Raw genomic sequence first — 21,832 nt, forward strand, 5'->3', positions numbered from 1 at the left:
CTACCCCTCCCCTTCGTCACCTTCGGTCGCGATGCCGCCGTACGCCGTCGTGCACCACGGAGGCGTACGGCAACCAGACTAGGGCCTCTCCGAGGCGTTTCCGGCGGGCCTGGCGTACTGGAGGTCCACCGTGCCGGTGTAGCCGGGCAGGGTGCGCACGCCGTCCTCCTCGACCTTCCAGCCGAGGCCGTAGACGTTCACGTAGACCATGTAGTTCTGGATGGCCGGGGACTCGGCGAGCGACTTCTGCAGCCGCTCCGGGTCGCCGACGGCGGTGACCTTGTAGGGAGGGGAGTAGACCCGGCCCTGGAGGATCAGGGTGTTGCCCACGCAGCGCACCGCGCTGGTGGAGATCAGCCGCTGGTCCATGACCTGGATCCCCTCGGCGCCGCCCTTCCAGAGCGCGTTCACCACGGCCTGCAGGTCCTGCTGGTGGATGACCAGGTAGTCGGGCTCCGGCTCGGGGTAGCCGGGCAGCTTCGCGGTGGCGTCCGGCGGGGCGTCGTTGAGCGTGACGGTGACCGCCTCGCCCTTGACCGGGTCGGTGCCCGCCGCCTGCTCGAGCTCCTTGAGCTCGGCGTCCTCGGCGTCGGTTAGGCCCTGCTCGCGGGCGGCCAGTTCCTCGACGTCGTCGCGCAGGGCGGCGTTGGACTCCTCCAGGCCGGCGTTCTCCCGGCTGCGCTCGTGGATCAGGTCGGACAGGCGCAGCAGGGAGTCGTCGGTGCGGATGTTGGTGCCCTTGGCCGTGTGGAAGCTGGTCGCGAAGAGCAGACCGGCCAGGGCGAACACGGCCAGCGTGAGGACCCTCACGGGTCGGAACCGGGAGCGGCCGGGGCTGGTGCCCGTCCCGGGGAAGTCGGCAGAATTGCTCAACGTACCCTTGTCTCCTTCGGCGCCGCGGAAGCACTACGCTAACGGACGCCCGGGGGAGTGCTCAGTCGTCCCTTTGCCGTACATCTGAACATCCCTTTGCAGCTGCCCCGGAGCGTGCCCCGTTCCAGCGCGGCCACGCAGCGCATCGACAGGAGAGTCCCTCGTGCCGAAGTCACGTATCCGCAAGAAGGCCGATTACACGCCGCCCGCGGCCAAGACGCAGCCGGCGGCGATCAAGCTGACCAACCGCGCCTGGGTGGCTCCGGTGATGCTGGCGCTGTTCCTGGTCGGCCTGGCCTGGATCGTCATCTTCTACGTGACGGAGGGCTCGCTGCCCCTCGAGGCGCTCGGCAACTGGAACATCGTGGTGGGCTTCGGTTTCATCGCCGCCGGATTCGCCGTCTCCACCCAGTGGAAGTAGCGGCCCGGCCCTCCACGGGCCACCGCGGCCGCTAGTTATCCACAGCAGTTATCCACAGGTGGAAAAGAAAAGAAGATCTGTGGATAACCGTTGGGGAGCGGTCCGGATGTGATCGATCCCTCACCACTCGAATACCTGTTCCCCCTGCATCTGACCTGCGGAAATAGCTGTCAGTTGCAGGGGGTTCGGCGTTTCCCCAGGTGGGCCCCGATCTGTGCCGAACCTGTGGACAGAGCTGTGACTCTGGGCGATGACTCAGGTGAGCTGAGCAGTTCTCAACAGAGTGAGGGCGACGACCACGGCCAGTACCAGCACACAGGAGCCGTACTGGAGCAGCGTCCGCCGGGAGCCCCGGGCGTGCAGCATGGCGTAGCCGATCAGGCCGCCGGCGACCAGGCCGCCCACGTGGGCCTGCCAGCCGATGCTCGTACCGGGCAACAGGGGCAACGCCAGGTTGAGCGCCAGCAGCACCAGCATGGGCCGCAGGTCGCGCTGGAGTCGCCGATGCAGCACCAGCGTGGCGCCGAAGACTCCGAAGACCGCGCCCGAGGCGCCCAGGGCACCGCTGTTCGGGTCCATCAGGAGGTAGCCGAGCGCGCTGCCCGCCAGCCCGGACACCAGGTAGAGCGCCAGGTAGCGCAGGCGCCCCAGCGCCTCCTCCAGCGGCCCTCCGACCATCCACAGGGCCAGCGCGTTCAACGCGATGTGCCACACCTCGAGGTGGCTGAACACCGAGGTGACCATGCGGTACCACTCGCCGAGGAAGGCGACGCCCACCGGCCACAGCACCAGCTCGTCCGCGAGGCCGGGCAGGGCCTGGAGGGCGAGGAAGACGGCGACGTTGACGCCGATGAGGATCTTGGTGACCAGCCGGGTGTCGGAGACCACGGGCGCCCCGGTCAGCGTCCGGGGCCGGGAGGACCCGGCGGTGGATCCGCCGCGCACACACCCGGGGCACTGGAAGCCGACGGAGGCGCTGATCATGCAGTCCGTGCAGATGGGCCGTTCGCAGCGGGTGCACCGTATGCCCGTCTCGCGGTCCGGGTGGCGATAGCACGTGGGCAGGGCGTGCGCCTGCTCCTGGTTCCCCTGGTCGTCCGCCACGTCCTGCAGTTCCCCTCACTCGACGTCGCCCGCGCCGCCGCGGCGGCGGTTCCGGCGGCCATGGACGCGATCAAGCCGCCATGGGCGTGGTCGCGAAAGGATGCGCCCCGCCCGCCCTACGTACGGGCGGGCGGGGCGAAAGGTTCCCTCGGCGGTCCCTGCCTCAGCGGGACTCGACGACGACCGACTCGATGACCACGTCGTTGACGGGGCGGTCGGTGCGCGGGTTGGTCTGCGTCGCCGCGATGGCGTCCACGACCTTCTGGCCCGCCTCGTTGGTGACCTCGCCGAAGATGGTGTGCTTGCGGTTCAGCCAGGTCGTCGGGGCGACCGTGATGAAGAACTGCGAGCCGTTGGTCCCCGGGCCGGCGTTGGCCATGGCCAGCAGGTACGGCTTGTTGAAGGAGAGCTCCGGGTGGAACTCGTCCTCGAACTGGTAGCCGGGACCGCCGGTGCCGTTACCGAGCGGGTCACCGCCCTGGAGCATGAAACCGCTGATGACCCGGTGGAAGACGGTGCCGTCGTAAAGCCGGGCGGTCGTCTTCTGGCCGGTGGCGGGGTTGACCCACTCGCGCTCGCCCTGGGCGAGCTCGACGAAGTTCTTGACCGTCTTGGGCGCGTGGTCCGGGAAGAGCCGGACCTCGATGTCGCCGTGGTTGGTCTTCAGGGTGGCGTAGAGCTGCTCGGCCACGATCTGCCTTCCGTTGTCGTCTGTGACCCCTCGATCCTCGCACGCCCCGCACCTGGAGTCGGGCACTGGCCGTCGTGCGGAGCGGATCGAGTGGTTTCGGTTGCGCGTCCTCGACCGACTCGTTTACCGAGCGGTCTCTTTCGGCCGTCCATGGACCTGGATCGTGACCCGGATGCCCGCTGCGGCATGCCCGATACCGCTTCCGGAGGCATGATCCGACAAAGGGTGGAAAGCCGATGGAAACCGTACGCCACCGAGGAGGAGGAACCCGTGACCCGCAAGAATCGCGCGCGCGCCCGGTCCGGTTCGGCGAAGGACAGCGTGTTGCACGCCGGTCAGGCGCTGGCGCCCTACGCCGACACGGCCAGGGTCCGGGCCGCGCAGTACGCGAACGAGGCGCGCGTACGGCTCGCGCCCGTGGTGACTCAGGCCGCAGGGCAGGCCCGTGCCCAGTACGGCGCCCATGTGGCACCGCGCCTGGCCCAGGCGTCCGCCTACGTGCCGGCCAAGGTCGACTCCGCCGCCCGTGAGGCGGCGTTGAAGACCCGACTGGCGGCCCAGCAGGCCGTCGACTACTCCCGGCCGGTGATCGAGCAGGCCAAGGCCAACGCCGGCCCGGTGAAGGACGAGGCCGCCGCACGCAGTGCGGCCGCCCTGGCGGCACTGAAGGGGCAGGTGTCCCCCAAGGACATCCAGCGCCTGGTGAAGAAGCGTCGTCGGCGGTCCGCCGTCGGCGGGTTCGCCAAGAAGACGGTGATGCTCAGCCTGCTGGGCGCCGCCGCCTACGCCGCCTGGCAGTGGTGGGACAAGCAGGCCAACCCGGACTGGCTGGTCGAACCGCCGGAGGCCACCGAGGTCCCCGACGACGCGAGCAGCCTGACCCCGGAGGACAGTGCTCCTCCGGTCGCCCCCACCCCGGAGAACGCCCGTACCGACGAGAACACCGGCCCCTCAACGGTCGGTGAACAGAACACGCCGGCCTCGTCGGAGGACGAAGAGCGTCGCTGATCCAAGCGTCGCGCCGGGTGATGTTTCACGTGGAACATCCCCCGAACACCGGGCCCCGGCCGCCTCGTTCCCCTGAGGCGGCCGGGGCCCGGTGTCACTCCCTACTCGAACGAACTTGCCTCTATAGTTCGAAGACGGCTCCGGCCGGAGCATTTCGCCGAGCGCCGCCTCCTATGCACCTCGCTGCCGCGCGCTCGGCCAGGGGGTAGGGGAACAGGGGAGGGGCTCGGCGATGACACACGCCGTGAACGAGGGACCCGCGCGGTCCGACGACGGCCCGAACGCCGGTGAAGGCCGCCGCGACCGCCGCCGGCCACGCCGCAGGATCCTGCGCAAGGTGATGATCGGCTGCGCCGTGCTGGCGCTGGCCGCGGGCGGCACGGCCTGGTGGCTCTACGACGACCTGGACGGCAACATCAAGGCCGTCGACCTCGACGAGGCGCTGGGGGACGACAGGCCCACCAAGGAACCGGCCGCCGGTGAGGCGCTGAACATCCTGGTGCTGGGCTCCGACTCCCGGGCCGGCGCCAACGCCGCGCTGGACAAGGGACACGTGGGCGGAGCCCGCTCCGACACCGCCCTGGTGGTGCACGTCGCGGAGGGCCGCACCGAGGCGGTGGCCGTCTCCATCCCGCGCGACACCCTCGTCGACCGTCCGGCCTGCACCCGCGCCAACGGCGACGAGGTGGGCCCGGCGAAGCGGGTGATGTTCAACTCGGTCTACTCGCAGGTGGGTTCCGCCTGCACCCTGAAGACCGTCGAGGCCATGTCCGGGGTCCGGATCGACCACCTGATGGAGATCGACTTCGCGGGCTTCAAGTCGCTGGTGGACGAACTGGGCGGGGTGACGGTCGACGTCAAGGAGCCCATCCGCGACACCAAGGGGGGCTTCACCCTGGAGCCGGGGCAGCACCGCCTGGACGGCACCGAGTCGCTGAAGTTCGTCCGCACCCGTTACGGCTACCGGGACGGCAGCGACCTGGGGCGCATCGGCCTGCAGCAGCAGTTCCTGGTGGCGCTGATGGGCGAGGTCAAGCGGCAGGACCTGCTGGGCGACCCGGTGAAGACCTACAAGATCGCCGACTCGCTCACCGGCGCCCTGACCACCGACTCCGACCTGGCCTCGCTGACCTCGCTGGCCGACTTCGGGCAGTCGCTGCAGGGCATCGACCCGGCGGCCATGGACACCGTCATGCTGCCGGTGAAGTACGACGTCGCCGACCCCAACCGTGTGGTGCCCGCGCAGCCCCTGGCCGACAAGGTCTGGGAGGCGCTGCGCACCGACCGTCCGATACCCGAGTCGGCCCGGAGGTCCCCGGCCGGCGGCGGCAACTGAGCGGGGGCCGCGGATGACCACCGCAGAGGCCGCCTCGGGGCGTCTCACCTTCCGGGAGGCGCTGGAGCGGCTGTCCGGGGCGCAGAAGAGCGCCAAGGGCGTCTCCCTCTACTCCCGGTACGTCAACCGCCCGGTGGGCCGCGTGCTGGCGGCCGGGTCCTACCGCGCCGGGCTCACCCCCAACCAGGTCACCCTCGTCAGCGCGCTGTTCAGCTTCGGCGGCATCGCCGTGACCGCCCTGGCCGACCCGGCCTGGTGGACCGGACCGGTGGTCTGGCTCGCGCTGGCGACCGGCTTCGCCTTCGACTCGGCCGACGGCCAGCTGGCGCGCCTGCGCGGTGGCGGCAGCCCGGCGGGCGAATGGCTGGACCACGTCGTGGACTGCGCCAAGACCACGGCGCTGCACACGGCGGTGCTGCTGGCCTTCTTCCTGCGCCCCGAGGAGTTCGGGACGCGGTGGGACGCCTGGCTGCTGCTGCCGCTGGGCTTCCTGTTCGCGGCGATCGTGACCTTCTTCGGCGGGCTGCTCACCGAGCAGCTCAAGCGGAAGGCCGGGTCCGGCGGACCGGCCGGCCCCGCCGCGCCGCCGTCCCTGGTGCGGGCGGTGGCGCTGCTGCCGGTCGACCACGGCGTGTTCTGCCTGGTCTTCCTGCTGCTCGGGGCCGGTCAGGTCTTCCTGTGGGGCTACGCCCTGCTGGGCGCGGCCGCGGCGCTGTACCTGCCGATGTTCCTGGTGAAGTGGTTCAGGGAGCTCAGCCGCGGCTGAGCTCCCCCGCCTCCGGGAGCGGCGGTGCGAGCGCGTCCAGCGCCCGGCGGAGCTGGGTGCTGGACGTGTGGACGGTGTACGGGAAGTAGACGACGTCCACCCCCACGGCCGCGAAGTCCTGCTCGAGCTTGTCCCCCTTGGGGGTCCCCCGCCAGTCGTCGCCCTTGAAGAGCACGTCGAAGCGGACCTGCTTCCAGGTCTCCACCTTGTCCGCGACGGTCTCCACGAAGGCGGCGTCCACGTACTTGATGTTCCGCACGATCTCCAGCCGCTCGATGAGCGGGATGACCGGCCGGCGCCCCTTGGCCCGCTCGGCCATCTCGTCCGACACCACCCCGGCGACCAGGTAGTCGCACTGCTGCCGGGCATGCCGAAGGATGTTCAAGTGCCCTATGTGAAAAAGGTCGTAGGCACCAGGCGCGTACCCCACGCGGTACGGTCTGCGATTCGACACCTTGCGTTTCCCCCCTATGAGAACGCGTTCTACCCCCCTGCGTCTGAATTGACAGTACCGTGCACCCTTCGGGTGGGACAGGTGAACGATTAGGGTGACAAACAGTTCGTTCGCCGCAAGGGGGGCCTGTGACGCGCAACGTGACTGAGCATCAGATCGGGGAGGACCGAATACCCCGGCGTCGTCTGCTGCTCGTCTCCACCAACTACGCGCCGGAACACACCGGCATCGGTCCGTACGCGACCCAGATCGCCGAGCACTGGGCGGCACGGGGGCACGAGACGCACGTCCTCGCGGGCATGCCGCACTACCCGTCGTGGTCGGTGGACCCCGACTACCAGGGTCTGTGGCGGATGACCGAGGAGCGCGGCGGGGTGAGCGTGCACCGGCGGCGCCACCTGGTGCCGTCCCGGCAGACCGCCGTGCGGCGTGCCCTGTTCGAGGCGACCGTGCTGGGCCACCAGCTGGTCGCCCCGCCCCGCATGGGGCGTCCGGACGCCGTCCTCGCCCAGCTGCCGAGCCTGGCCGGCGGCGTCGTGGCGTCCCGGCTGGCCGCCCGCTGGAAGGTCCCCTTCGTTCCCGTGGTGCAGGACCTGATGGGGGCGGCGGCCGAGCAGAGCGGCATCTCCGGCGGCGACCGGGCGGCGAGCGCCGCGGCCGCGGTGGAGGGGCGGGTGCTGCGCGGCGCCACGCTGGTCGGCGTCATCCACGAGACCTTCGTCGAGCGGGTCGAGGCGCTGGGCGTGGAGCGCGGCAGGATCCGCGTGGTGCCCAACTGGTCGCACGTCGCGGCCCCGTCGGGCGACCGCGGGAAGACCCGGGCCCGCCTGGGCTGGGGCGCCGCCCCGGTGGTGCTGCACTCCGGGAACATGGGCCTCAAGCAGGGCCTGGAGGTCCTGGTGGGCGCCGCCCGCCTCGACCCGGGGGTCCGCTGGGTGCTGATGGGCGACGGCAACCAGCGCGCCGCGCTGCGGGAGCTGGCCGCGGGGGTGCCCAACGTGGAGTTCCTGCCGTCGGTGGGCAACGACGAGTTCCCCGACGTGCTGGCGGCCGCGGACGTGCTGGCGGTGACCCAGCGGGCGTCCGTGCTGGACATGAGCGTGCCCTCCAAGCTGACCTCCTACTTCGCGGCCGGACGGCCGGTGGTGGCCTCGGTCGCGGACGGCGGCGGCACCGCCGAGGAGGTGCGGCGCTCCGGCGCGGGCGTGCTGGTGCCGCCGGAGGACCCGGCCGCGCTGCTGGCGGCGGTACGGAAACTGGACGCCGACCGGGCCGCGGCCGACGCGTTGGGCGCGCGAGGTCCGCGTCACGTGGCGGCGCACCTGGGCCGGGAGGCCGGCCTGGCCCGCTACGACGCCCTGCTGGACGAGGTCCTGGTGGGCCGGGCCGGTACGGCGGCGGGGGAGCAGGAGAACGTGAGAGGGGCGGGAGCATGACCGAGGCCAACGGCACACCGGCCGGACTGGTGCCGGTGCCGGAGGACGAGCCCGATCTGCTGCGGGACCAGTTCCTGCAACTGATGCGCTATCCGCGGCTGATCGCGGGCGGCGTCCTGCTGGGCCTGCTGGGCGGCGCCTGGCTGGGGCTGAGCACGGCCGACACCTACGTGGCCACCAGCGACGTGCGGCTGCGGGTCGCCACCGACGACCCGTTCAGCGCCACCCAGTCGGCCTCCAAGCTCGACATGAACACCGAGCGGCAGGACGCGGGCAGCCGCCGCACGGCCGAGCGCGCGGCGGAGAAGCTGGGCATCGGCGGCCAGGAGGAGGCCTTCCTGTCGGGCCTGCAGGTCACCAACCCGCCGCAGTCGCAGGTGCTCCGGTTCAGCTACACCGCGGCCGACCCGCAGGACGCGGCGCGCCGCGCCAACGCGGCGGTCGCCGCCTACCTGGCGGTACGCCGCCAGGACACCGAGGCCACCCGGGACTCGATGATCAAGGGCCTGAAGAACCAGCTGAACCCGATCGCCAAGCAGCACGAGGAACTGGCCAAGACCCTCACCAGCACCAGTCCGGAGTCGGACTTCAGCGTCAAGGCCAACCTGCTCAACAAGATCACCGAGCTGAACGACCGGATCAGCAAGCTGGACTCGCTCGACATGACGCCGGGCAAGGTGATCCGCAAGGCGACCCCGCCGACCGCCTCCGACGGCCCCGGCTGGACGCTCTCGCTGATCCTCGGCGGCACCGGCGGCCTCGCGCTGGGCCTGCTCTTCGCCTGGGTCCGGCTGGTCTTCGACCCGGCTGCCCGGTCCGAGGGCGACGTGGCCCGCGCGCTGCGCGCCCCGGTCCTCGGCTCGCTCCCGCGCACCGACCCCGACGACCCGCTGCTGGCGGACGACCGCGACGACTCGCCGCTGGCCGAGGAGTACCGGTCGATCGCCTACCGGCTCGCCTACGACCGGCGGTTCGCCGACCGCCGGCGGCTGCTGGTGGCGGCGCCCCGCGGCTCCAGCCGGACGGCGGCCGCCGTGGCGGTCAACCTGGCGGCGACCTTCTCGGAGACCGGCAAGCGCGTCCTGGTCGTCGAGGCGGACCTGCGCCGCCCGTTCCTCACCCAGGAGCTGGACGCCCGCGAACTGTCCCGCCCGTCGTGGACGGACGAGAACCCGGGCGGTGCGGCCGACGAGGAGTGGCCGGGCCGCCGTCGCCTGCTGGTCGACGCGGGCGAGTCCGGAGGCTTCGAGCTGGTCCCCGGCGCCCGGGTGCGCAACGTGGCCCGCTCGCTGACCTCCCCGGAGACCTCACGCCTGGTCGCCGAGGCGGACGACGTGCACGCCACGGTGATCGTCCTGACTCCCCCGGTGTTCGCCTACGCCGACGCGCTCGCCCTGGTGGACCGCGTCGACGGCGTGCTGGTGGTCTGCGACCCGCGCGGCGTGCACCGCGCGCAGCTGGCCCGGCTGCGGGACCTGATCGTCGGCGCGGGCGGCACCGTGCTGGGCGCGGTGATGCACCGCGGGCAGGACGCCATGCCGGTGCGGGACAACCGCGGCCGGGGCCGCAAGCAGAAGAAGGGCGCCCGTCAGGAGCCCCGGGCCGCCGAGCCCGCGCCCCGTCGGCGGGAGGAGCCCACCTACATCCGCCACGAGCACGACGACCAGCCGACGCTCGGCCTGCAGACGGTGTCCCTCCCTCCGGACCGCCAGTGACGGGGTCACCCGTCACCGGGTCCGGGACGGCGGGGGGCGGGCCGGGGTCCGGGAGCGGAGGCGGGCCGGGGTCCGGAGCCGGTTCGGGGACCGGGTCCGGAGCCGGCGTGGAGGACGGGGCGGCGCCCGCGTCCCCCGGCGACGGGAAGGGACTGCGCGGTCCGGCGGCCGTCGTCGCGTCGATCCTCGACCAGGCCGCCTCCGGGCTGACCAACATCCTGGTGCTGATCCTGGCCGCGAGGGTCTCCACGGCGGCCGGGTTCGCCGAGTTCTCCATGGTCTACCTGGTCTTCACCGTGGCCCTCGGACTCTTCATGAGCTACGTCGGCCAGGCGCTGGTCCTGGTGCGGGAGGGCCGCGAGGCCGCCTGCCGGCCGGCGCTCGCCTTCACCACGCTCGCCTCCCTGGTCTGCGCGGCCCTGCTGGCGGCGACCGGATGGGCCGTCGGCGGCGGCACGGGCCGGGCGCTCGCGGCACTGGGCGCCGTGCTCCCCGTGGTGCTGCTCCAGGACGGCGCCCGGTACTGCTTCTCCCTCCTCCAGCGCCCCCACCACGCGCTGGCCTCGGACGGGCTGCGGCTGCTGGCCACCGTGGGCCTCCTCGCCGTCCAGCCCGACGGTGCCGGCTCCGCCCGCCTGGTCCTCGCCTGGGGATGCGCCGCGCTGCCCTCCCTGGCCGTCGCCGGCGCGCTCCTCGCCAGGCCGCTGCGGGCGGCCGCGGAGGCAGCCGCGGGGGCGGGCGGTCCCGGGCTCGGCGCGTACCTGCGCCGCGGGCACCTCGGCCGGCGGTTCGTGGTCGAGTACGCCGTCGGCAACGGCTCCAGCCAGCTGGCGGTGCTCGCGCTCGGAGTCGTCGGCACCCCCCTGGCGGTGGGCGCGCTGCGCGGCGCGTCGGCGCTGTTCGGCCCGCTCAACGTGTTCTTCGGGGCCGCCAACGCCTTCGGTCCCCCGCTGCTGGCCCGCCTCGGCGGCGGCGGACGCGCGGTCGCCCGCGCCACCCTGCTGCTCGGCGTCGCCCTCGCCGCCACCGGCGGCACGTGGGCGGGCCTGTGGCTGCTGCTCCCCGCCGACTGGGGCCGCCAGGTCCTCGGCGCCACCTGGCCGGCGGTCGCCGCGCTGCTGCCGGCCACCGGGACGCAGTACCTGCTCATGGGGTTCGGCGTCAGCGCCCTGCTCACCCTGCGGGTCCTGAGCCCTCGCGAGACGCTGCCGGTGCAGGTCGTCTTCTCGCTGCTCTCGGTGGCCCTGCTCTTCACCGGCTTCGCCCTCGCCGGCGCGGCGGGCGCGGCCTGGGGGCTGGCTGCGGGGTCGGCGCTCAAGGCGGCGGCGTCCTGGCTGCGGGTGGTGCGGGTGCGGCGCGCGGCGTAGGTTCCATGGACACGCGGAAGGGCCCGCTCACCCCGAGGTGAGCGGGCCCTTCCGCGTGTCGATCGGCCGGCCGGTCAGCCGACGATCAGGGTGATCTGCTGGTTGGGGTCAGCCAGCGGCTGGCCGCCGGGAGGGTTCTGGAAGAGCACCTTCCCGTTCGGGTCGGGATTGCCCTCCGACTTGACGTTGTTGTAGCCGGCTTCCTTGAGCGCCTTCTCGGCGTCCTTCCGGGACTGGCCGGTCACGTCCGGGACGGCCTTCGGGCCTTCCTTGAGCTTGCCGATCTTCAGGGTGATGGTGGAGCCCACGTCGGCCTTCTCGCCCGGGCCGACGGGGAGCGCCTGCACGACCTTGCCGTCCTGGTTCGGGTCCGTGACCTCGACGGTCTGGCTGTCGCACTGGCCGATCAGGCCGTCCTCCTGCAGCTTCACCCGGGCCTCGTCGCAGGTCCTGCCGATGACCGCCGGAACGTTCACCTGCTGCGGGGGCCTGGCGACCGTGATGGTCACCTCGGTGCCCCGCTCGCGCTTGGCGCCGTCGCCCGGATCCTGGTCGAGGACCGTGCCCTCCTTCTCCTGGGCGTTGACCTTGGGCTCGACGGTGACCTCGAAGCCCGCCTTCTCCAGCGCGTCCGTCGCGTCCTCCTCGGACATGCCGACGACGTCCGGGATCTCCTTCTTCGGAGCCCCGGTGGAGAGGACCAGCCCGATGGTCTCGCCCTTGTCGACCTCGGTGCCCTTCGCGGTGTCCTGGCTGCAGACCTTGCCCTTGGGCTGGTCGGCGCACTCCCGCTCGGAGAACGAGACCTTCAGGTCCACCCGCGCGGCCCGGTCCTGTGCGTCCGACTTGGTGTTGCCGACGAAGGACGGCACCGTCGCGCGGTCCGGGGTGTCGTCGCCGCTGACGATCCACCGGCCGATCAGGATGGCGCCGATCAGCACCAGCACCGCGGCCGCGATCAGCAGGATCGTCGACTGCTGGTTCTTCTTCTGCCGTCGCCGGTCGGGGCGGTCCCCGTCGTAGCCGTAGCCGCCGTCGTCCGGGTTCGTCGGCGGCAGCATCGAGGTGGCGCCTGCCGGGGACATCGCGGTGGTGGCCTGGTCGTCGCCGTAGCCCTGGTTGTAGCCGCCGTAGCCCGCGCCGTAGCCGACCGCGCCCATCGCCGCGGTGGCGGCGACCGGCTGGCCGTCGAGGCAGGCCTCGATGTCGGCGCGCATCTCGTCGGCCGACTGGTAGCGGTAGTTCGGGTCCTTGACGAGCGCCTTCAGCACGATCGCGTCCATCTCGGGCGTGATCTCGGGGTCGAAGACGCTCGGCGGCTGGGCCTCCTCGCGCACGTGCTGGTAGGCGACGGCGACCGGGGAGTCACCCACGAACGGGGGACGGACGGTGAGGAGCTCGTAGAGCAGGCAGCCGGTGGAGTACAGGTCGGAACGCGCGTCGACCTGCTCGCCCTTGGCCTGCTCCGGGGAGAGGTACTGGGCGGTGCCGATCACGGCGGCCGTCTGGGTCATGGTCATGCCGGAGTCGCCCATGGCACGGGCGATGCCGAAGTCCATCACCTTGACCTGGCCGTTGCGCGTCAGCATGACGTTCGCCGGCTTGATGTCGCGGTGGACGATGCCGGCCCGGTGCGAGTACTCCAGGGCCTGGAGGATGCCGATGGTCATCTCCATGGACCGCTCCGGCAGCAGCCTGCGGCCGCTGTGGAGCAGCTCACGCAGCGTCGAGCCGTCGACGTACTCCATGACGATGTACGGGATCGAGACCCCGTCGATGTAGTCCTCGCCCGTGTCGTAGACCGCCACGATCGCGGGATGGTTGAGCGAGGCGGCCGACTGGGCCTCACGGCGGAACCGGGCCTGGAACGAGGGGTCACGTGCGAGGTCGGCCCGCAGCGTCTTCACCGCCACGGTGCGGCCGAGCCGGGTGTCCTGCGCGAGGTAGACCTCGGCCATGCCACCACGGCCGAGCACGTGGCCCAGCTCGTACCGGCCGCCGAGGCGACGCGGCTCTTCCATAGCTACCTACCAGCCCTCTCCGTCGGTACCGACCGCACCCTTCGTGGATTCGGCGGCGTGCCGTCCGGGCATACCGTACCCGCCCCACGGCGCCCCGCCGGGCCACGCCCGTCACCCGATACACGACCGGTATCGACGGCCCGGGAGAGCATCGCGGTGTGTGACGGAGGAGCCGCGGAGGTCACTTCCCGGTCGTCACTTGTTCAGCACGGCCTTCATGATGTCCTTCGCGATCGGGGCCGCGAGACCACCGCCGGAGATGTCCTCACGGACCGCGGAGCCGTCCTCGACGACCACGGCCACGGCGACCGACTTGCCGTTGGAGTCCTTGGCGTACGAGATGAACCACGCGTACGGGTTCTTCTCGTTGTTCTCGCCGTGCTGGGCCGTACCGGTCTTGCCGCCGACGGTGACGCCGGGGATCTGCGCGGTCTGACCGGTGCCGTCCTTGACGACGGTCTCCATCATCTCCTGCAGCTTCTGGGCGTTCTCCGGGGAGACGGCCTGGGAGAGCTCCTCCGGCTCGGTCTCCTCGATGACGTCCAGGTTGGCGGAGCGCAGCTGGGCGACCGAGTACGGCTTCATCAGCTTGCCGTCGTTGGCGACGGCGGCGGCCACCATGGCCATCTGGAGCGGGGTGGCGCGGTTGGACGCCTGGCCGATGCCCGCCATGGCGTTCTGCGGCGGGACGTCCTTCGGGTAGATGCTGGCGTCGGCGCGGACCGGGGTGAAGACCTCTTCGTTGAAGCCGAACTTGTCGGCGTGCTCGATCATCGTCTTGTTGCCGAGCTCGTCGCTGATCTTGCCGAAGACCGTGTTGCAGGAGATCCGCAGCGCCTCGCGCAGGCTCACGTCCTTGCAGACGCCGTGGTCGTTGGTGAGCTTGGTCGTCGACTGCGGCAGCGGGAACGGGTCCGGGCTGTCGGTGGAGGCGTCGATGTCGTCGATCAGCCCCTCCTCCAGCGCGGCGGCGGCGGTGACCACCTTGAAGGTGGAGCCGGGCGGGTAGGTCTGGCGCAGCGCCCGGTTGAGCATCGGGTCGTCGGGGTTGTTCTTCTTCTGCAGGGAGTTCCACGCCTTGGCGTCGGAGTCCATGCTGCCGGCGAACTTGCCCGGGTCGTAGGACGGCGCGGAGACCATGGCGAGGATCTTGCCGGTGGCCGGGTCGAGCGCGACGGCGGCGCCCTTCTTGCCCTTGAGCCCGTTCCAGGCGGCCTTCTGGGCAGCGCTGCTCAGCGTGGTGACGACGTTGCCGCCCTGGCGCTCCTTGCCGGTGAGCATGTCCAGGGTGTTGCGGAAGAAGAGCCGGTCGTCGTTGCCGGTGAGGATGCCGTCCTCGATCTTCTCCAGGGCGTTGGAGTCGAAGGCCTGCGACGAGTAGCCGGTGACCGGCGCCCACATCGGGCCGTTCTTCCAGGTGCGCTTGTACTGGAACTCGCCGTCGGTCTCCTTGGAGTCCGTGATGGCCTTGCCGTCGACGATGATGTCGCCACGCGGTATCGAGTAGCGCTCGATGCGGACCCGGCGGTTGTCGGAGTCCTTGGCCAGCGAGTCGGCCTGGGCGTACTGGAGCCAGTTGTCGCGCAGAAGCAGGGCCAGCATCAGCAGGCCGCAGAAGATCGCGATCCGGCGCAGGGGCTTGTTCACGGACGGACCACCTGGGTCATCTCGGCGTCGGGATTGGGTGCCGGTGCGGGCGCGGGCCGTCGGGCGGTGTCGCTGATCCTCAGCAGCACGCCGATGAGGGCCCAGTTGGCGATGACGGCCGAACCACCGGCCGCGACGAACGGCAGGGTCATACCGGTCAGCGGGATGAGGCCCATCACACCGCCGGCCACCACGAAGACCTGGAGTGCGAAGGCGCCGGACAGGCCCACCGCCAGCAGCTTGCCGAACGGGTCACGGGCGGCCAGGGCTGTGCGGATGCCGCGCTGCACGATCAGCACGTACAGCAGCAGGATCGCCATCACACCGGTCAGGCCGATCTCCTCGGCGAAGGTGGCGAGGATGAAGTCGGAGTTGGCGGCGAAGCCGATCAGGTCGGAGTGACCCTGGCCCCAGCCGCTGCCCAGGGTGCCGCCGGAGCCGAAGGCCCACAGGGCCTCCTGGGACTGCTCGGTGTGACCGGTGACGCCCTGGCGGCTGAGCTTCCACTCGTTCATCGGGTCGAGCCAGGCCTGGACGCGCTGCTGGACGTGCGACTCGAAGGTGGCCACCGTCACGGCGCCGACCGCGGACATCAGCAGACCGAAGACGATCCAGCTGGTCCGCTCGGTGGCGACGTACAGCATGATCACGAACATGCCGAAGAACAGCAGCGAGGTGCCGAGGTCGGTCTCGAAGACCAGGATCAGGATGGAGACCGCCCAGACCACCAGGATCGGGCCCAGGTCGCGGCCGCGCGGCAGGTAGAGGCCGAGGAAGCGGCGGCTGGCGAGGGCCAGCGCGTCCCGCTTCACCATCAGGTAGCCGGCGAAGAAGACCGCGATCACGATCTTCGCGAACTCGGCGGGCTGGATGGAGAAACCGGCGACGCTGATCCAGATCTTCGCACCGTACAGATCCTTGCCCAGGCCGGGAACCAGCGGGAGCAGCAGAAGGACCAGGGCCGCCAGCATGGAGATGTAGGTGTAGCGCTGCAGCACACGGTGGTCCTTCAGCAGGAACAGCACCAGCGCGAACAACACGATGCCCAGGCCCGAGTAGAGCAGCTGGTTGGGTGCCTGCTCGAAGAACTCCCTGCGCGCCTGCAGCCGCTCGGACTGGTCCAGCCGCCAGATGGCGACCAGACCCAGGCCGTTGAGCAGCGTGGCCAGCGGCAGCAGCAGCGGGTCGGCGTAGGGCGCCAGCTTGCGCACGGCCAGGTGGCCGAGCGCCGCCATGGCGCCCAGGCTCAGGCCGTACGTGGCGAGCCCCGCCGGGATCGACCCGTCGATGGCCAGGCCCACGTTGATGTAGGCGAAGACCGGGATGACCACCGCGAACACCAGCAGCGCGAGCTCGGTGTTGCGGCGGCTGGGCGCGCCGACGGCGCCGATGGTGGACGTCTGGTGGGTACTACTGCTCATCGTGTTCCGGGCCCCTCACGGCTTGCCTACTGATCGCCGCACAGCGAGACCAGCTTCTTCTCCTCCTCGGAGAGGCTGGGGCCGGGGCTGGGAGCGGACGTCGTGGTCTTGGACGGGGCGGCGTTCTGGCCCACCGCGTCCGGGTTGGTGGCCTCGGCGTTGTCCGCGGGCTTCTTGGGCTTGGGGTTCTGCTTCTCGGCGGCCTGCCGCTCGGCGTCCTTGCGGCAGGCGGAGGCCTGGACCTTGAGCTCCTCGATCTTCTCGACCGCCTCGCCGCGGCCACCCTGGGCGATGTTCGCCTTGACCTTCTTCTGCTGGTAGGCAGGCAGGTACTTGAGTTCGATCTCGGGGTGGTCCTTCTCCACCTTCGAGAGCGACACCCAGCCCAGGTCCTGGCTGATGCCCCGGTACAGCGCGACGTGCTCGTCGTTGGTGCCGACGTAGAACTGGGTCTGCGTCCAGCGCCAGCCGCCGTAGAGGCCGCCGCCGATCACGCCCAGGGCCAGCACCGTGTAGAACGATCTCTTCAGCCAGCGGCGCCCCTTGCGGGGCTTGGTGAAGTCCTCGTCGGTCCAGTCGCCGAAGTTCTCGCCGCCGGCCATGAAGCCGGTGTCGCCGCTGCCGGGAGGGCCGAACTGGCCCTCGCCGCCCGGCGCGGGCGCGGGACGGCCGAGACCGGCCGCGCGGCCCGCGGGAGTCTGCATCGCGCCGTTGTCGTCGGTGATCTGGTTCTCGGCGACCGCGCCGACGACCACGGGGGTGTCGGACAGGCGCGCCCCGGCGAGGGTCTCGCCGGTGTCCAGGTCGAGGACATCGGCCACGATCACGGTGATGTTGTCCGGGCCGCCGCCGCGCAGGGCGAGCTGGATCAGCTCCTGGACGGTCTCCTCGGGGCCCTGGTAGCTGGCGAGGGTGTCCTCCAGGGTCTGGTGGGACACCACGCCGCTCAGGCCGTCGGAGCAGATCAGGTACCGGTCGCCGGCCCGCACCTCGCGGATCGACAGGTCGGGCTCGACGTGGTCGCCGCTGCCCAGCGCGCGCATCAGCAGGGAGCGCTGCGGGTGGGTGGTGGCCTCCTCCTCGGTGATCCGGCCCTCGTCGACCAGACGCTGCACCCAGGTGTGGTCCTGGGTGATCTGGGTGAGGACGCCGTCACGCAGGAGGTAGGCGCGGGAGTCGCCGACGTGGACCAGGCCCAGGCGCTGGCCGGTCCACAGCAGGGCGGTGAGCGTGGTGCCCATGCCCTCCAGGCGGGGGTCCTCCTCGACCATGACGCGCAGCTGCTCGTTGGCGCGCTGCACGGCCGTGCCGAGGGAGGTCAGGATGTCGGAGCCGGGGACGTCGTCGTCGAGGGCGACGATGGTGGAGATCACCTCGGAGGAGGCGACCTCACCGGCGGCCTGGCCGCCCATGCCGTCGGCGATGGCGAGCAGGCGCGGACCGGCGTAGCCGGAGTCCTCGTTGCCCTCCCGGATCATCCCCTTGTGCGACCCGGCGGCGAAGCGCAGTGACAGACTCATGCGCACCTCGCCCGTCGGCTGCTGCTCCGTCGGCTGTTGCGGGGAAAGCCGCAGCCGGTCGTGTCGAGCCACCCTGCCCACCCTCCGGTCGGGAGCGCGCCGGCGTCCTGGGTGGGGACTGGTGCCGCGTGCTCGCTCCGCTCGCTCATTCTCGTACTACTTCCGCAGCTCGATGACGGTCTTGCCGATGCGGATCGGCGCGCCCAGCGGTATCGGCACGGGGGCCGTCAGCCGGTTCCGGTTCATGAACGTGCCGTTGGTGGATCCGAGGTCCTCGACGATCCACTGGCCGTCGCGGTCCGGGTAGATCCTGGCATGGCGGCTGGACGCGTAGTCGTCGTCCAGCACGATGGTGCTGTCGTGGGCGCGGCCCAGGGTGATGGTCTGCCCCTGGAGCGCGACGGTGGTCCCCGTCAGCGTGCCCTCGGTCACCACCAGCTTGGTCGGGGTGTTGCGGCCGCGGCGGCCGCCCGACGCGGCCTGGCGGCCCTGGGGCTGCGGTGCGGCGGCCTGGCGGCCGGGCCGCTCGGCGGTCCTGCCGGCCTCCCGGCGCGCTCCGCGCTGGGTGACGCGCACACCGAAGAGGTCGCTGCGGATGACCTGCACGGCCACGATCACGAACAGCCACAGGACGGCCAGAAAACCCAGCCGCATGACCGTGAGGGTCAGCTCTGACATTGCCCCCGCTTCACCCTTCGGCTTGCCGGTAAATGATGGTGGTGCTGCCCACGACGATCCGCGAGCCGTCGCGGAGCGTAGCGCGGGTGGTGTGCTGTCCGTCCACCACGATGCCGTTGGTGGATCCCAGGTCCTGGACGTAGGACGGGCTCCCCGTGTGGATCTCGCAGTGGCGGCGCGAGACGCCCGGGTCGTCGATGCGCACGTCCGCCTCGGTGGACCGGCCGAGCACCAGCGAGGGCCGGGAGATCTGGTGGCGGTTGCCGTTGACCTCGATCCAGAAGCGGGTGCGGGCGCCGGCCGCCGGGCCTGCCGGACCGCCGGGCGCCGGCGGGCGTCCGGCCGCGGGCGGGTATCCGTAACCGCCGGGGGCGCCGGGGGCGCCCATGCCGGGCGGGGTGCTGGGCATCGGGGGCGGCGGGGCCGCCGCTCCGGGCCGGCCCGCGGCCGGGCCCGGGTAGCCGTAGCCGCCCGGCGCGGAACCACCGGCGGCGTTCGGGTACGGCTGGGCGCCCTGCTGGTCCGTGGACCCGGCGAGCGTGCGGCTGCGGACCCGGTAGAGCCCCGTGTCCAGGTCGTCGGCCTTGGACAGGTGGACCTTGATCGGGCCCATGAACGTGTACCGCTGGTGCTTGGCGTAGTCACGCACCATTCCGGCCAGCTCGTCGCCCAGCTGCCCCGAGTACGGGCTCAGCCGCTCGTGGTCGGGTGTGCTGAGTTCCACGATGAAGTCGTTGGGCACGACCGTGCGGTCGCGGTTCCAGATCGTGGCGTTGTTGTCGCACTCGCGCTGCAGCGCTCCGGCGATCTCCACGGGCTGGACCTCGGCCTTGAACACCTTGGCGAAGGTGCCGTTGACCAGACCTTCGAGACGCTGCTCGAACTTCTTCAGGACTCCCATGGGGCACCTCCTCCGTCCCTGTCCTTGCCGTACCGGGTGTGTCGCCCGGGGTACTGCTCGCGGTACTGCTTACTGATCGTATCCACGCGGCCGTGAATCGCCTGGTTCCCCCTGTCGGCCCACGTGTGGCCACCGGACCGTCCCCGCCTCCGGCCGCTTCGGCCGGGTGCGCTGACTGCGAAGGTTCCCTGCGAAGTGCGCCTTCGAACTTGCTCGGCGGGTGTTCCCGCCTCCTGCTGTTCGTCGTCGCCGCCGGGCGCCGTCCCAGGATCGTACGGGCGGCCCCCGACCAGTGTCCCGCACCTGTGGACGGACCGGTCTCCTCTTGGGGGAGGAGTGCGCGGACCGGTACAAGGTTGATACGTAAACCAGCCCGTATGACTGGTGATTGGCTGGTGGGCGGGTCTGTGGGCGGAGTCACGGTGCGGAGCCGTGGTGGTGGGTGGTGTGGAGGGGCCGGGGCGGCGGCCGGCGGCGGTCGGTGTGGGCCGCGGGGGGAGGCGGTGCGGTGACCGGGCGGCGTGCGGCGGAGTGCCCGGGCCGGCGTCCCGGGCTCGCCCCGGGCGGGCGGAGGTCCGCCACGCGGGTGTGCGGGACGGCCGGGAAGCGGCTGGTGATCATGCGAGGAAAGGGATGTGAATCCACCCCGTGGGGCGTGCTAATGTTCTGCATGTCGGAAGGGCGCGGCACCGAAAAGGGGCCGAACCGGAAGACACACCCAATGCGCGGGTGGCGGAATAGGCAGACGCGCTGGATTCAGGTTCCAGTGCCCGCAAGGGCGTGGGGGTTCAACTCCCCCCTCGCGCACAACGACGAACGGTCGTCATCGTGAAAACGATGGCGGCCGTTTCGCGTTGTCCGTGCCCCAGGGGCCGCGCCCCAGGTTCTGTACCCCGGGAGGAGCCGCCCCGCTCTGTCGCGCGGACGGTGACGGGGATAACGTCGGCGCCAGTCGCTTGTCGGTCGGCGCGGGGGAGGCGGTCCGGTGGCTGATACCGGGGTGGGGACGGGAACACGCGCGGCTGTGCCGCCCGGGCAGCGCCGGGGTGGCCGGGAGCCCGACGGCGGCCTTCCGCGGCTGCCCGTGGTGCGGGGGTTCGCGCCCCGCTCGGGCTCCGGCGGCGGAGCCGGGGCGAAGGCCCGCGGCAAGGCACTGCGCCGGTCGACGCCCCGCGCCGACCACGCCCGCCTGGACCTCGACCCCGGCCGGCCCGACGTGCTGACGGCCGTCGAGGAGTCCGGCCGCGGCCGCATACCCCGGCTGACCCCGCTGCGGGTGGGGCGGATGGCCGCGAGCCCGTTCGCCTTCCTGCGGGGGACGGCCGGCCTCATGGCGTACGACCTGGCCCGCACCCCTGTGACAGGAGTCACGGCGCAGATCTGCGGCGACGCCCACGCGGCCAATTTCGGCCTGTACGGCGACGTCCGCGGCGGCCTGGTGATCGACCTCAACGACTTCGACGAGACGGTGCGGGGCCCGTGGGAGTGGGACCTGAAGCGGCTCGCCACCTCCCTGGTCCTCGCGGGGCGCGAGGCGGGCGCCGACGAGGACGAGTGCCGCAAGGCCGCCCTGGACGCCGCGGGCTCCTACCGGCGCACCCTGCGGGTGCTGGCGAAGATGCCCGCCGCCGAGGCGTGGAACGCCATCGCGGACGAGCGGCTCGTGTCGCACGCCGACGCCCGCGACCTGCTCGGCACGCTGGAGAAGGTGTCCGCGAAGGCGCGCTCCAACACCAGCGGCCGCTTCGCCGCCAGATCCACCGAGAAGGGCCCGGACGGCGGGCGGCGCTTCGTGGAGGCGCCCCCGGTGCTGCGGCGGGTGCCGGACGCGGAGGCCGCGGCGGTCGCCCTGTCGCTGGAGAGCTGGACCGCGACCCTGCCGGAGGACCGGCTGCCGCTGCTGGCCCGGTACGCGGTGCACGACGTGGCGTTCCGCGTGGTGGGCACGGGCAGCGTCGGCACCCGCTCCTACGTGGTGCTGCTGCTGGACCACCGGGGCGAGCCGCTCGTCCTCCAGGTGAAGGAGGCCCGGCCGTCGGCGCTGCTGCCGCACCTGGCGACCGTGGGCATCGCCACACCGCCGGTCGAGCACGAGGGCCGCAGGGTGGTGCTCGGGCAACGCCACATGCAGGTGGTGAGCGACTTCCTGCTCGGCTGGACCACGGTCGAGGGGCGGCACTACCAGGTGCGTCAGTTCCGCAACCGCAAGGGAAGTGTGGACCCCGCCGCGCTGCCGGCCGGTGAGATCGACGACTACGCCCGGATGACCGGCGCGCTGCTGGCCCGTGCGCACAGTCACAGCGCCGACCCGCGGCTGCTGACCGGCTACTGCGGCAGGAACGAGGAGCTGGACGAGGCCGTGGCGTCCTTCGCGGTCGCCTACGCCGACCGCACCGAGGCCGACCACGCCGACCTGGTGGCCGCCGTGCGGTCGGGGCGGATCGAGGCCGAGACGGGAGCGTGACCGGTCCTT

At 71.7% G+C, this 21,832-nt stretch carries 18 protein-coding genes and 1 tRNA gene; 9 read left to right on the forward strand and 10 right to left on the reverse strand.

Annotated elements, in window-relative coordinates; genetic code table 11:
* Positions 1 to 78: 78 nt before the first annotated feature.
* Positions 79 to 873 carry a DUF881 domain-containing protein gene (locus Sfr03f_RS25530; protein WP_108956500.1) on the reverse strand — a complete coding sequence of 265 codons (795 nt, stop codon included), beginning with the start codon at positions 871 to 873 and terminating at the stop codon, positions 79 to 81.
* Positions 874 to 1,036: 163 nt separating this feature from the next.
* Here Sfr03f_RS25530 and crgA point away from each other — a divergent pair, with 163 nt between their 5' ends.
* Positions 1,037 to 1,294 (forward strand): cell division protein CrgA, encoded by a 258-nt coding sequence (crgA, locus tag Sfr03f_RS25535; protein WP_108956502.1) that lies wholly within the window; start codon positions 1,037 to 1,039, stop codon positions 1,292 to 1,294.
* A 255-nt stretch (positions 1,295 to 1,549) separates the two neighbouring features.
* On the opposite strand, the gene Sfr03f_RS25540 is transcribed toward crgA, so the two are convergent.
* Both Sfr03f_RS25540 and Sfr03f_RS25545 read right to left on the reverse strand, forming a co-directional pair.
* On the reverse strand, positions 1,550 to 2,398 hold the full coding sequence (locus tag Sfr03f_RS25540) for a rhomboid family intramembrane serine protease (RefSeq protein WP_170145154.1): 849 nt from the start codon (positions 2,396 to 2,398) through the stop codon (positions 1,550 to 1,552).
* Positions 2,399 to 2,561: 163 nt separating this feature from the next.
* Positions 2,562 to 3,089, reverse strand: a complete 528-nt coding sequence (locus Sfr03f_RS25545) for a peptidylprolyl isomerase (RefSeq protein ID WP_108956504.1) — start codon at positions 3,087 to 3,089, stop codon at positions 2,562 to 2,564.
* Positions 3,090 to 3,359: 270 nt separating this feature from the next.
* Here Sfr03f_RS25545 and Sfr03f_RS25550 point away from each other — a divergent pair, with 270 nt between their 5' ends.
* The 3 genes from Sfr03f_RS25550 to Sfr03f_RS25560 all read left to right on the forward strand — a co-directional run bounded on the left by Sfr03f_RS25550 (position 3,360) and on the right by Sfr03f_RS25560 (position 6,199).
* Complete coding sequence (locus Sfr03f_RS25550) at positions 3,360 to 4,097, forward strand: DUF5324 family protein (RefSeq protein WP_108956506.1); 738 nt, start codon at positions 3,360 to 3,362, stop codon at positions 4,095 to 4,097.
* 232 nt (positions 4,098 to 4,329) lie between these two features.
* Positions 4,330 to 5,433 carry an LCP family protein gene (locus tag Sfr03f_RS25555; RefSeq protein ID WP_108956507.1) on the forward strand — a complete coding sequence of 368 codons (1,104 nt, stop codon included), beginning with the start codon at positions 4,330 to 4,332 and terminating at the stop codon, positions 5,431 to 5,433.
* Between the two features lie 13 nt (positions 5,434 to 5,446).
* The gene (locus Sfr03f_RS25560) at positions 5,447 to 6,199 is read left to right on the forward strand and encodes a CDP-alcohol phosphatidyltransferase family protein (RefSeq protein ID WP_108956509.1); all 753 of its coding nucleotides are present in this window, start codon (positions 5,447 to 5,449) and stop codon (positions 6,197 to 6,199) included.
* Here the strand turns inward: Sfr03f_RS25560 and Sfr03f_RS25565 are convergent.
* The gene (locus Sfr03f_RS25565; protein WP_108956511.1) at positions 6,186 to 6,653 is read right to left on the reverse strand and encodes an FAD synthase family protein; all 468 of its coding nucleotides are present in this window, start codon (positions 6,651 to 6,653) and stop codon (positions 6,186 to 6,188) included. The genes Sfr03f_RS25560 and Sfr03f_RS25565 overlap by 14 nt on opposite strands.
* 140 nt (positions 6,654 to 6,793) lie before the next feature.
* Between Sfr03f_RS25565 and Sfr03f_RS25570 the strand changes: the two genes are divergently transcribed.
* From Sfr03f_RS25570 to Sfr03f_RS25580, 3 genes are all read left to right on the forward strand, one after another.
* Complete coding sequence (locus Sfr03f_RS25570; protein ID WP_245967751.1) at positions 6,794 to 8,089, forward strand: glycosyltransferase family 4 protein; 1,296 nt, start codon at positions 6,794 to 6,796, stop codon at positions 8,087 to 8,089.
* Positions 8,086 to 9,804, forward strand: a complete 1,719-nt coding sequence (locus tag Sfr03f_RS25575) for a P-loop NTPase family protein (protein WP_108956512.1) — start codon at positions 8,086 to 8,088, stop codon at positions 9,802 to 9,804. Before Sfr03f_RS25570 ends, Sfr03f_RS25575 begins: the two co-directional genes overlap by 4 nt.
* Before the next feature lie 152 nt (positions 9,805 to 9,956).
* Positions 9,957 to 11,171, forward strand: a complete 1,215-nt coding sequence (locus tag Sfr03f_RS25580; RefSeq protein ID WP_108956655.1) for an MATE family efflux transporter — start codon at positions 9,957 to 9,959, stop codon at positions 11,169 to 11,171.
* A 74-nt stretch (positions 11,172 to 11,245) separates the two neighbouring features.
* Here Sfr03f_RS25580 and pknB read toward each other — a convergent pair whose 3' ends face one another.
* The 6 genes from pknB to Sfr03f_RS25615 form a co-directional block, all read right to left on the reverse strand.
* The gene (pknB, locus tag Sfr03f_RS25585) at positions 11,246 to 13,192 is read right to left on the reverse strand and encodes a Stk1 family PASTA domain-containing Ser/Thr kinase (protein WP_108956514.1); all 1,947 of its coding nucleotides are present in this window, start codon (positions 13,190 to 13,192) and stop codon (positions 11,246 to 11,248) included.
* A gap of 195 nt (positions 13,193 to 13,387) precedes the next feature.
* Positions 13,388 to 14,839 carry a peptidoglycan D,D-transpeptidase FtsI family protein gene (locus tag Sfr03f_RS25595; RefSeq protein ID WP_108956516.1) on the reverse strand — a complete coding sequence of 484 codons (1,452 nt, stop codon included), beginning with the start codon at positions 14,837 to 14,839 and terminating at the stop codon, positions 13,388 to 13,390.
* The gene (locus tag Sfr03f_RS25600; protein ID WP_108956518.1) at positions 14,836 to 16,260 is read right to left on the reverse strand and encodes an FtsW/RodA/SpoVE family cell cycle protein; all 1,425 of its coding nucleotides are present in this window, start codon (positions 16,258 to 16,260) and stop codon (positions 14,836 to 14,838) included. The genes Sfr03f_RS25595 and Sfr03f_RS25600 overlap by 4 nt, the downstream gene beginning before the upstream one ends.
* Positions 16,261 to 16,286: 26 nt before the next feature.
* Entirely contained in the window at positions 16,287 to 17,780 is a 1,494-nt protein-coding gene (locus Sfr03f_RS25605; RefSeq protein ID WP_108956520.1) for a Stp1/IreP family PP2C-type Ser/Thr phosphatase, read from the reverse strand.
* A 156-nt stretch (positions 17,781 to 17,936) separates the two neighbouring features.
* Positions 17,937 to 18,458 carry an FHA domain-containing protein FhaB/FipA gene (locus Sfr03f_RS25610; RefSeq protein ID WP_108956522.1) on the reverse strand — a complete coding sequence of 174 codons (522 nt, stop codon included), beginning with the start codon at positions 18,456 to 18,458 and terminating at the stop codon, positions 17,937 to 17,939.
* A 10-nt stretch (positions 18,459 to 18,468) separates the two neighbouring features.
* Positions 18,469 to 19,359, reverse strand: coding sequence for an FHA domain-containing protein (locus Sfr03f_RS25615; RefSeq protein WP_108956524.1), 891 nt, complete (start codon positions 19,357 to 19,359; stop codon positions 18,469 to 18,471).
* A gap of 723 nt (positions 19,360 to 20,082) precedes the next feature.
* Here Sfr03f_RS25615 and Sfr03f_RS25625 point away from each other — a divergent pair.
* Positions 20,083 to 20,166: transfer RNA gene (locus tag Sfr03f_RS25625), tRNA-Leu, on the forward strand.
* A 217-nt stretch (positions 20,167 to 20,383) separates the two neighbouring features.
* A complete protein-coding gene (locus tag Sfr03f_RS25630) occupies positions 20,384 to 21,823 on the forward strand; it encodes a DUF2252 domain-containing protein (protein WP_108956528.1) in 1,440 nt (479 codons plus the stop codon).
* Positions 21,824 to 21,832: the final 9 nt, after the last annotated feature.

The organism is Streptomyces fragilis (assembly GCF_003112515.1).
Lineage (GTDB): Bacteria > Actinomycetota > Actinomycetes > Streptomycetales > Streptomycetaceae > Streptomyces > Streptomyces fragilis.

Bases quoted from the DNA above. Each gene is read 5' to 3' on its own strand.
- Sfr03f_RS25555 (WP_108956507.1), top strand. From the start codon at position 4,330: ATGACACACGCCGTGAACGAGGGACCCGCGCGGTCCGACGACGGCCCG.
- pknB (WP_108956514.1), bottom strand. From the start codon at position 13,192: ATGGAAGAGCCGCGTCGCCTCGGCGGCCGGTACGAGCTGGGCCACGTG.
- Sfr03f_RS25600 (WP_108956518.1), bottom strand. From the start codon at position 16,260: ATGAGCAGTAGTACCCACCAGACGTCCACCATCGGCGCCGTCGGCGCG.
- Sfr03f_RS25560 (WP_108956509.1), top strand. From the start codon at position 5,447: ATGACCACCGCAGAGGCCGCCTCGGGGCGTCTCACCTTCCGGGAGGCG.
- Sfr03f_RS25615 (WP_108956524.1), bottom strand. From the start codon at position 19,359: ATGGGAGTCCTGAAGAAGTTCGAGCAGCGTCTCGAAGGTCTGGTCAAC.
- Sfr03f_RS25605 (WP_108956520.1), bottom strand. From the start codon at position 17,780: ATGAGTCTGTCACTGCGCTTCGCCGCCGGGTCGCACAAGGGGATGATC.
- Sfr03f_RS25575 (WP_108956512.1), top strand. From the start codon at position 8,086: ATGACCGAGGCCAACGGCACACCGGCCGGACTGGTGCCGGTGCCGGAG.
- Sfr03f_RS25610 (WP_108956522.1), bottom strand. From the start codon at position 18,458: ATGTCAGAGCTGACCCTCACGGTCATGCGGCTGGGTTTTCTGGCCGTC.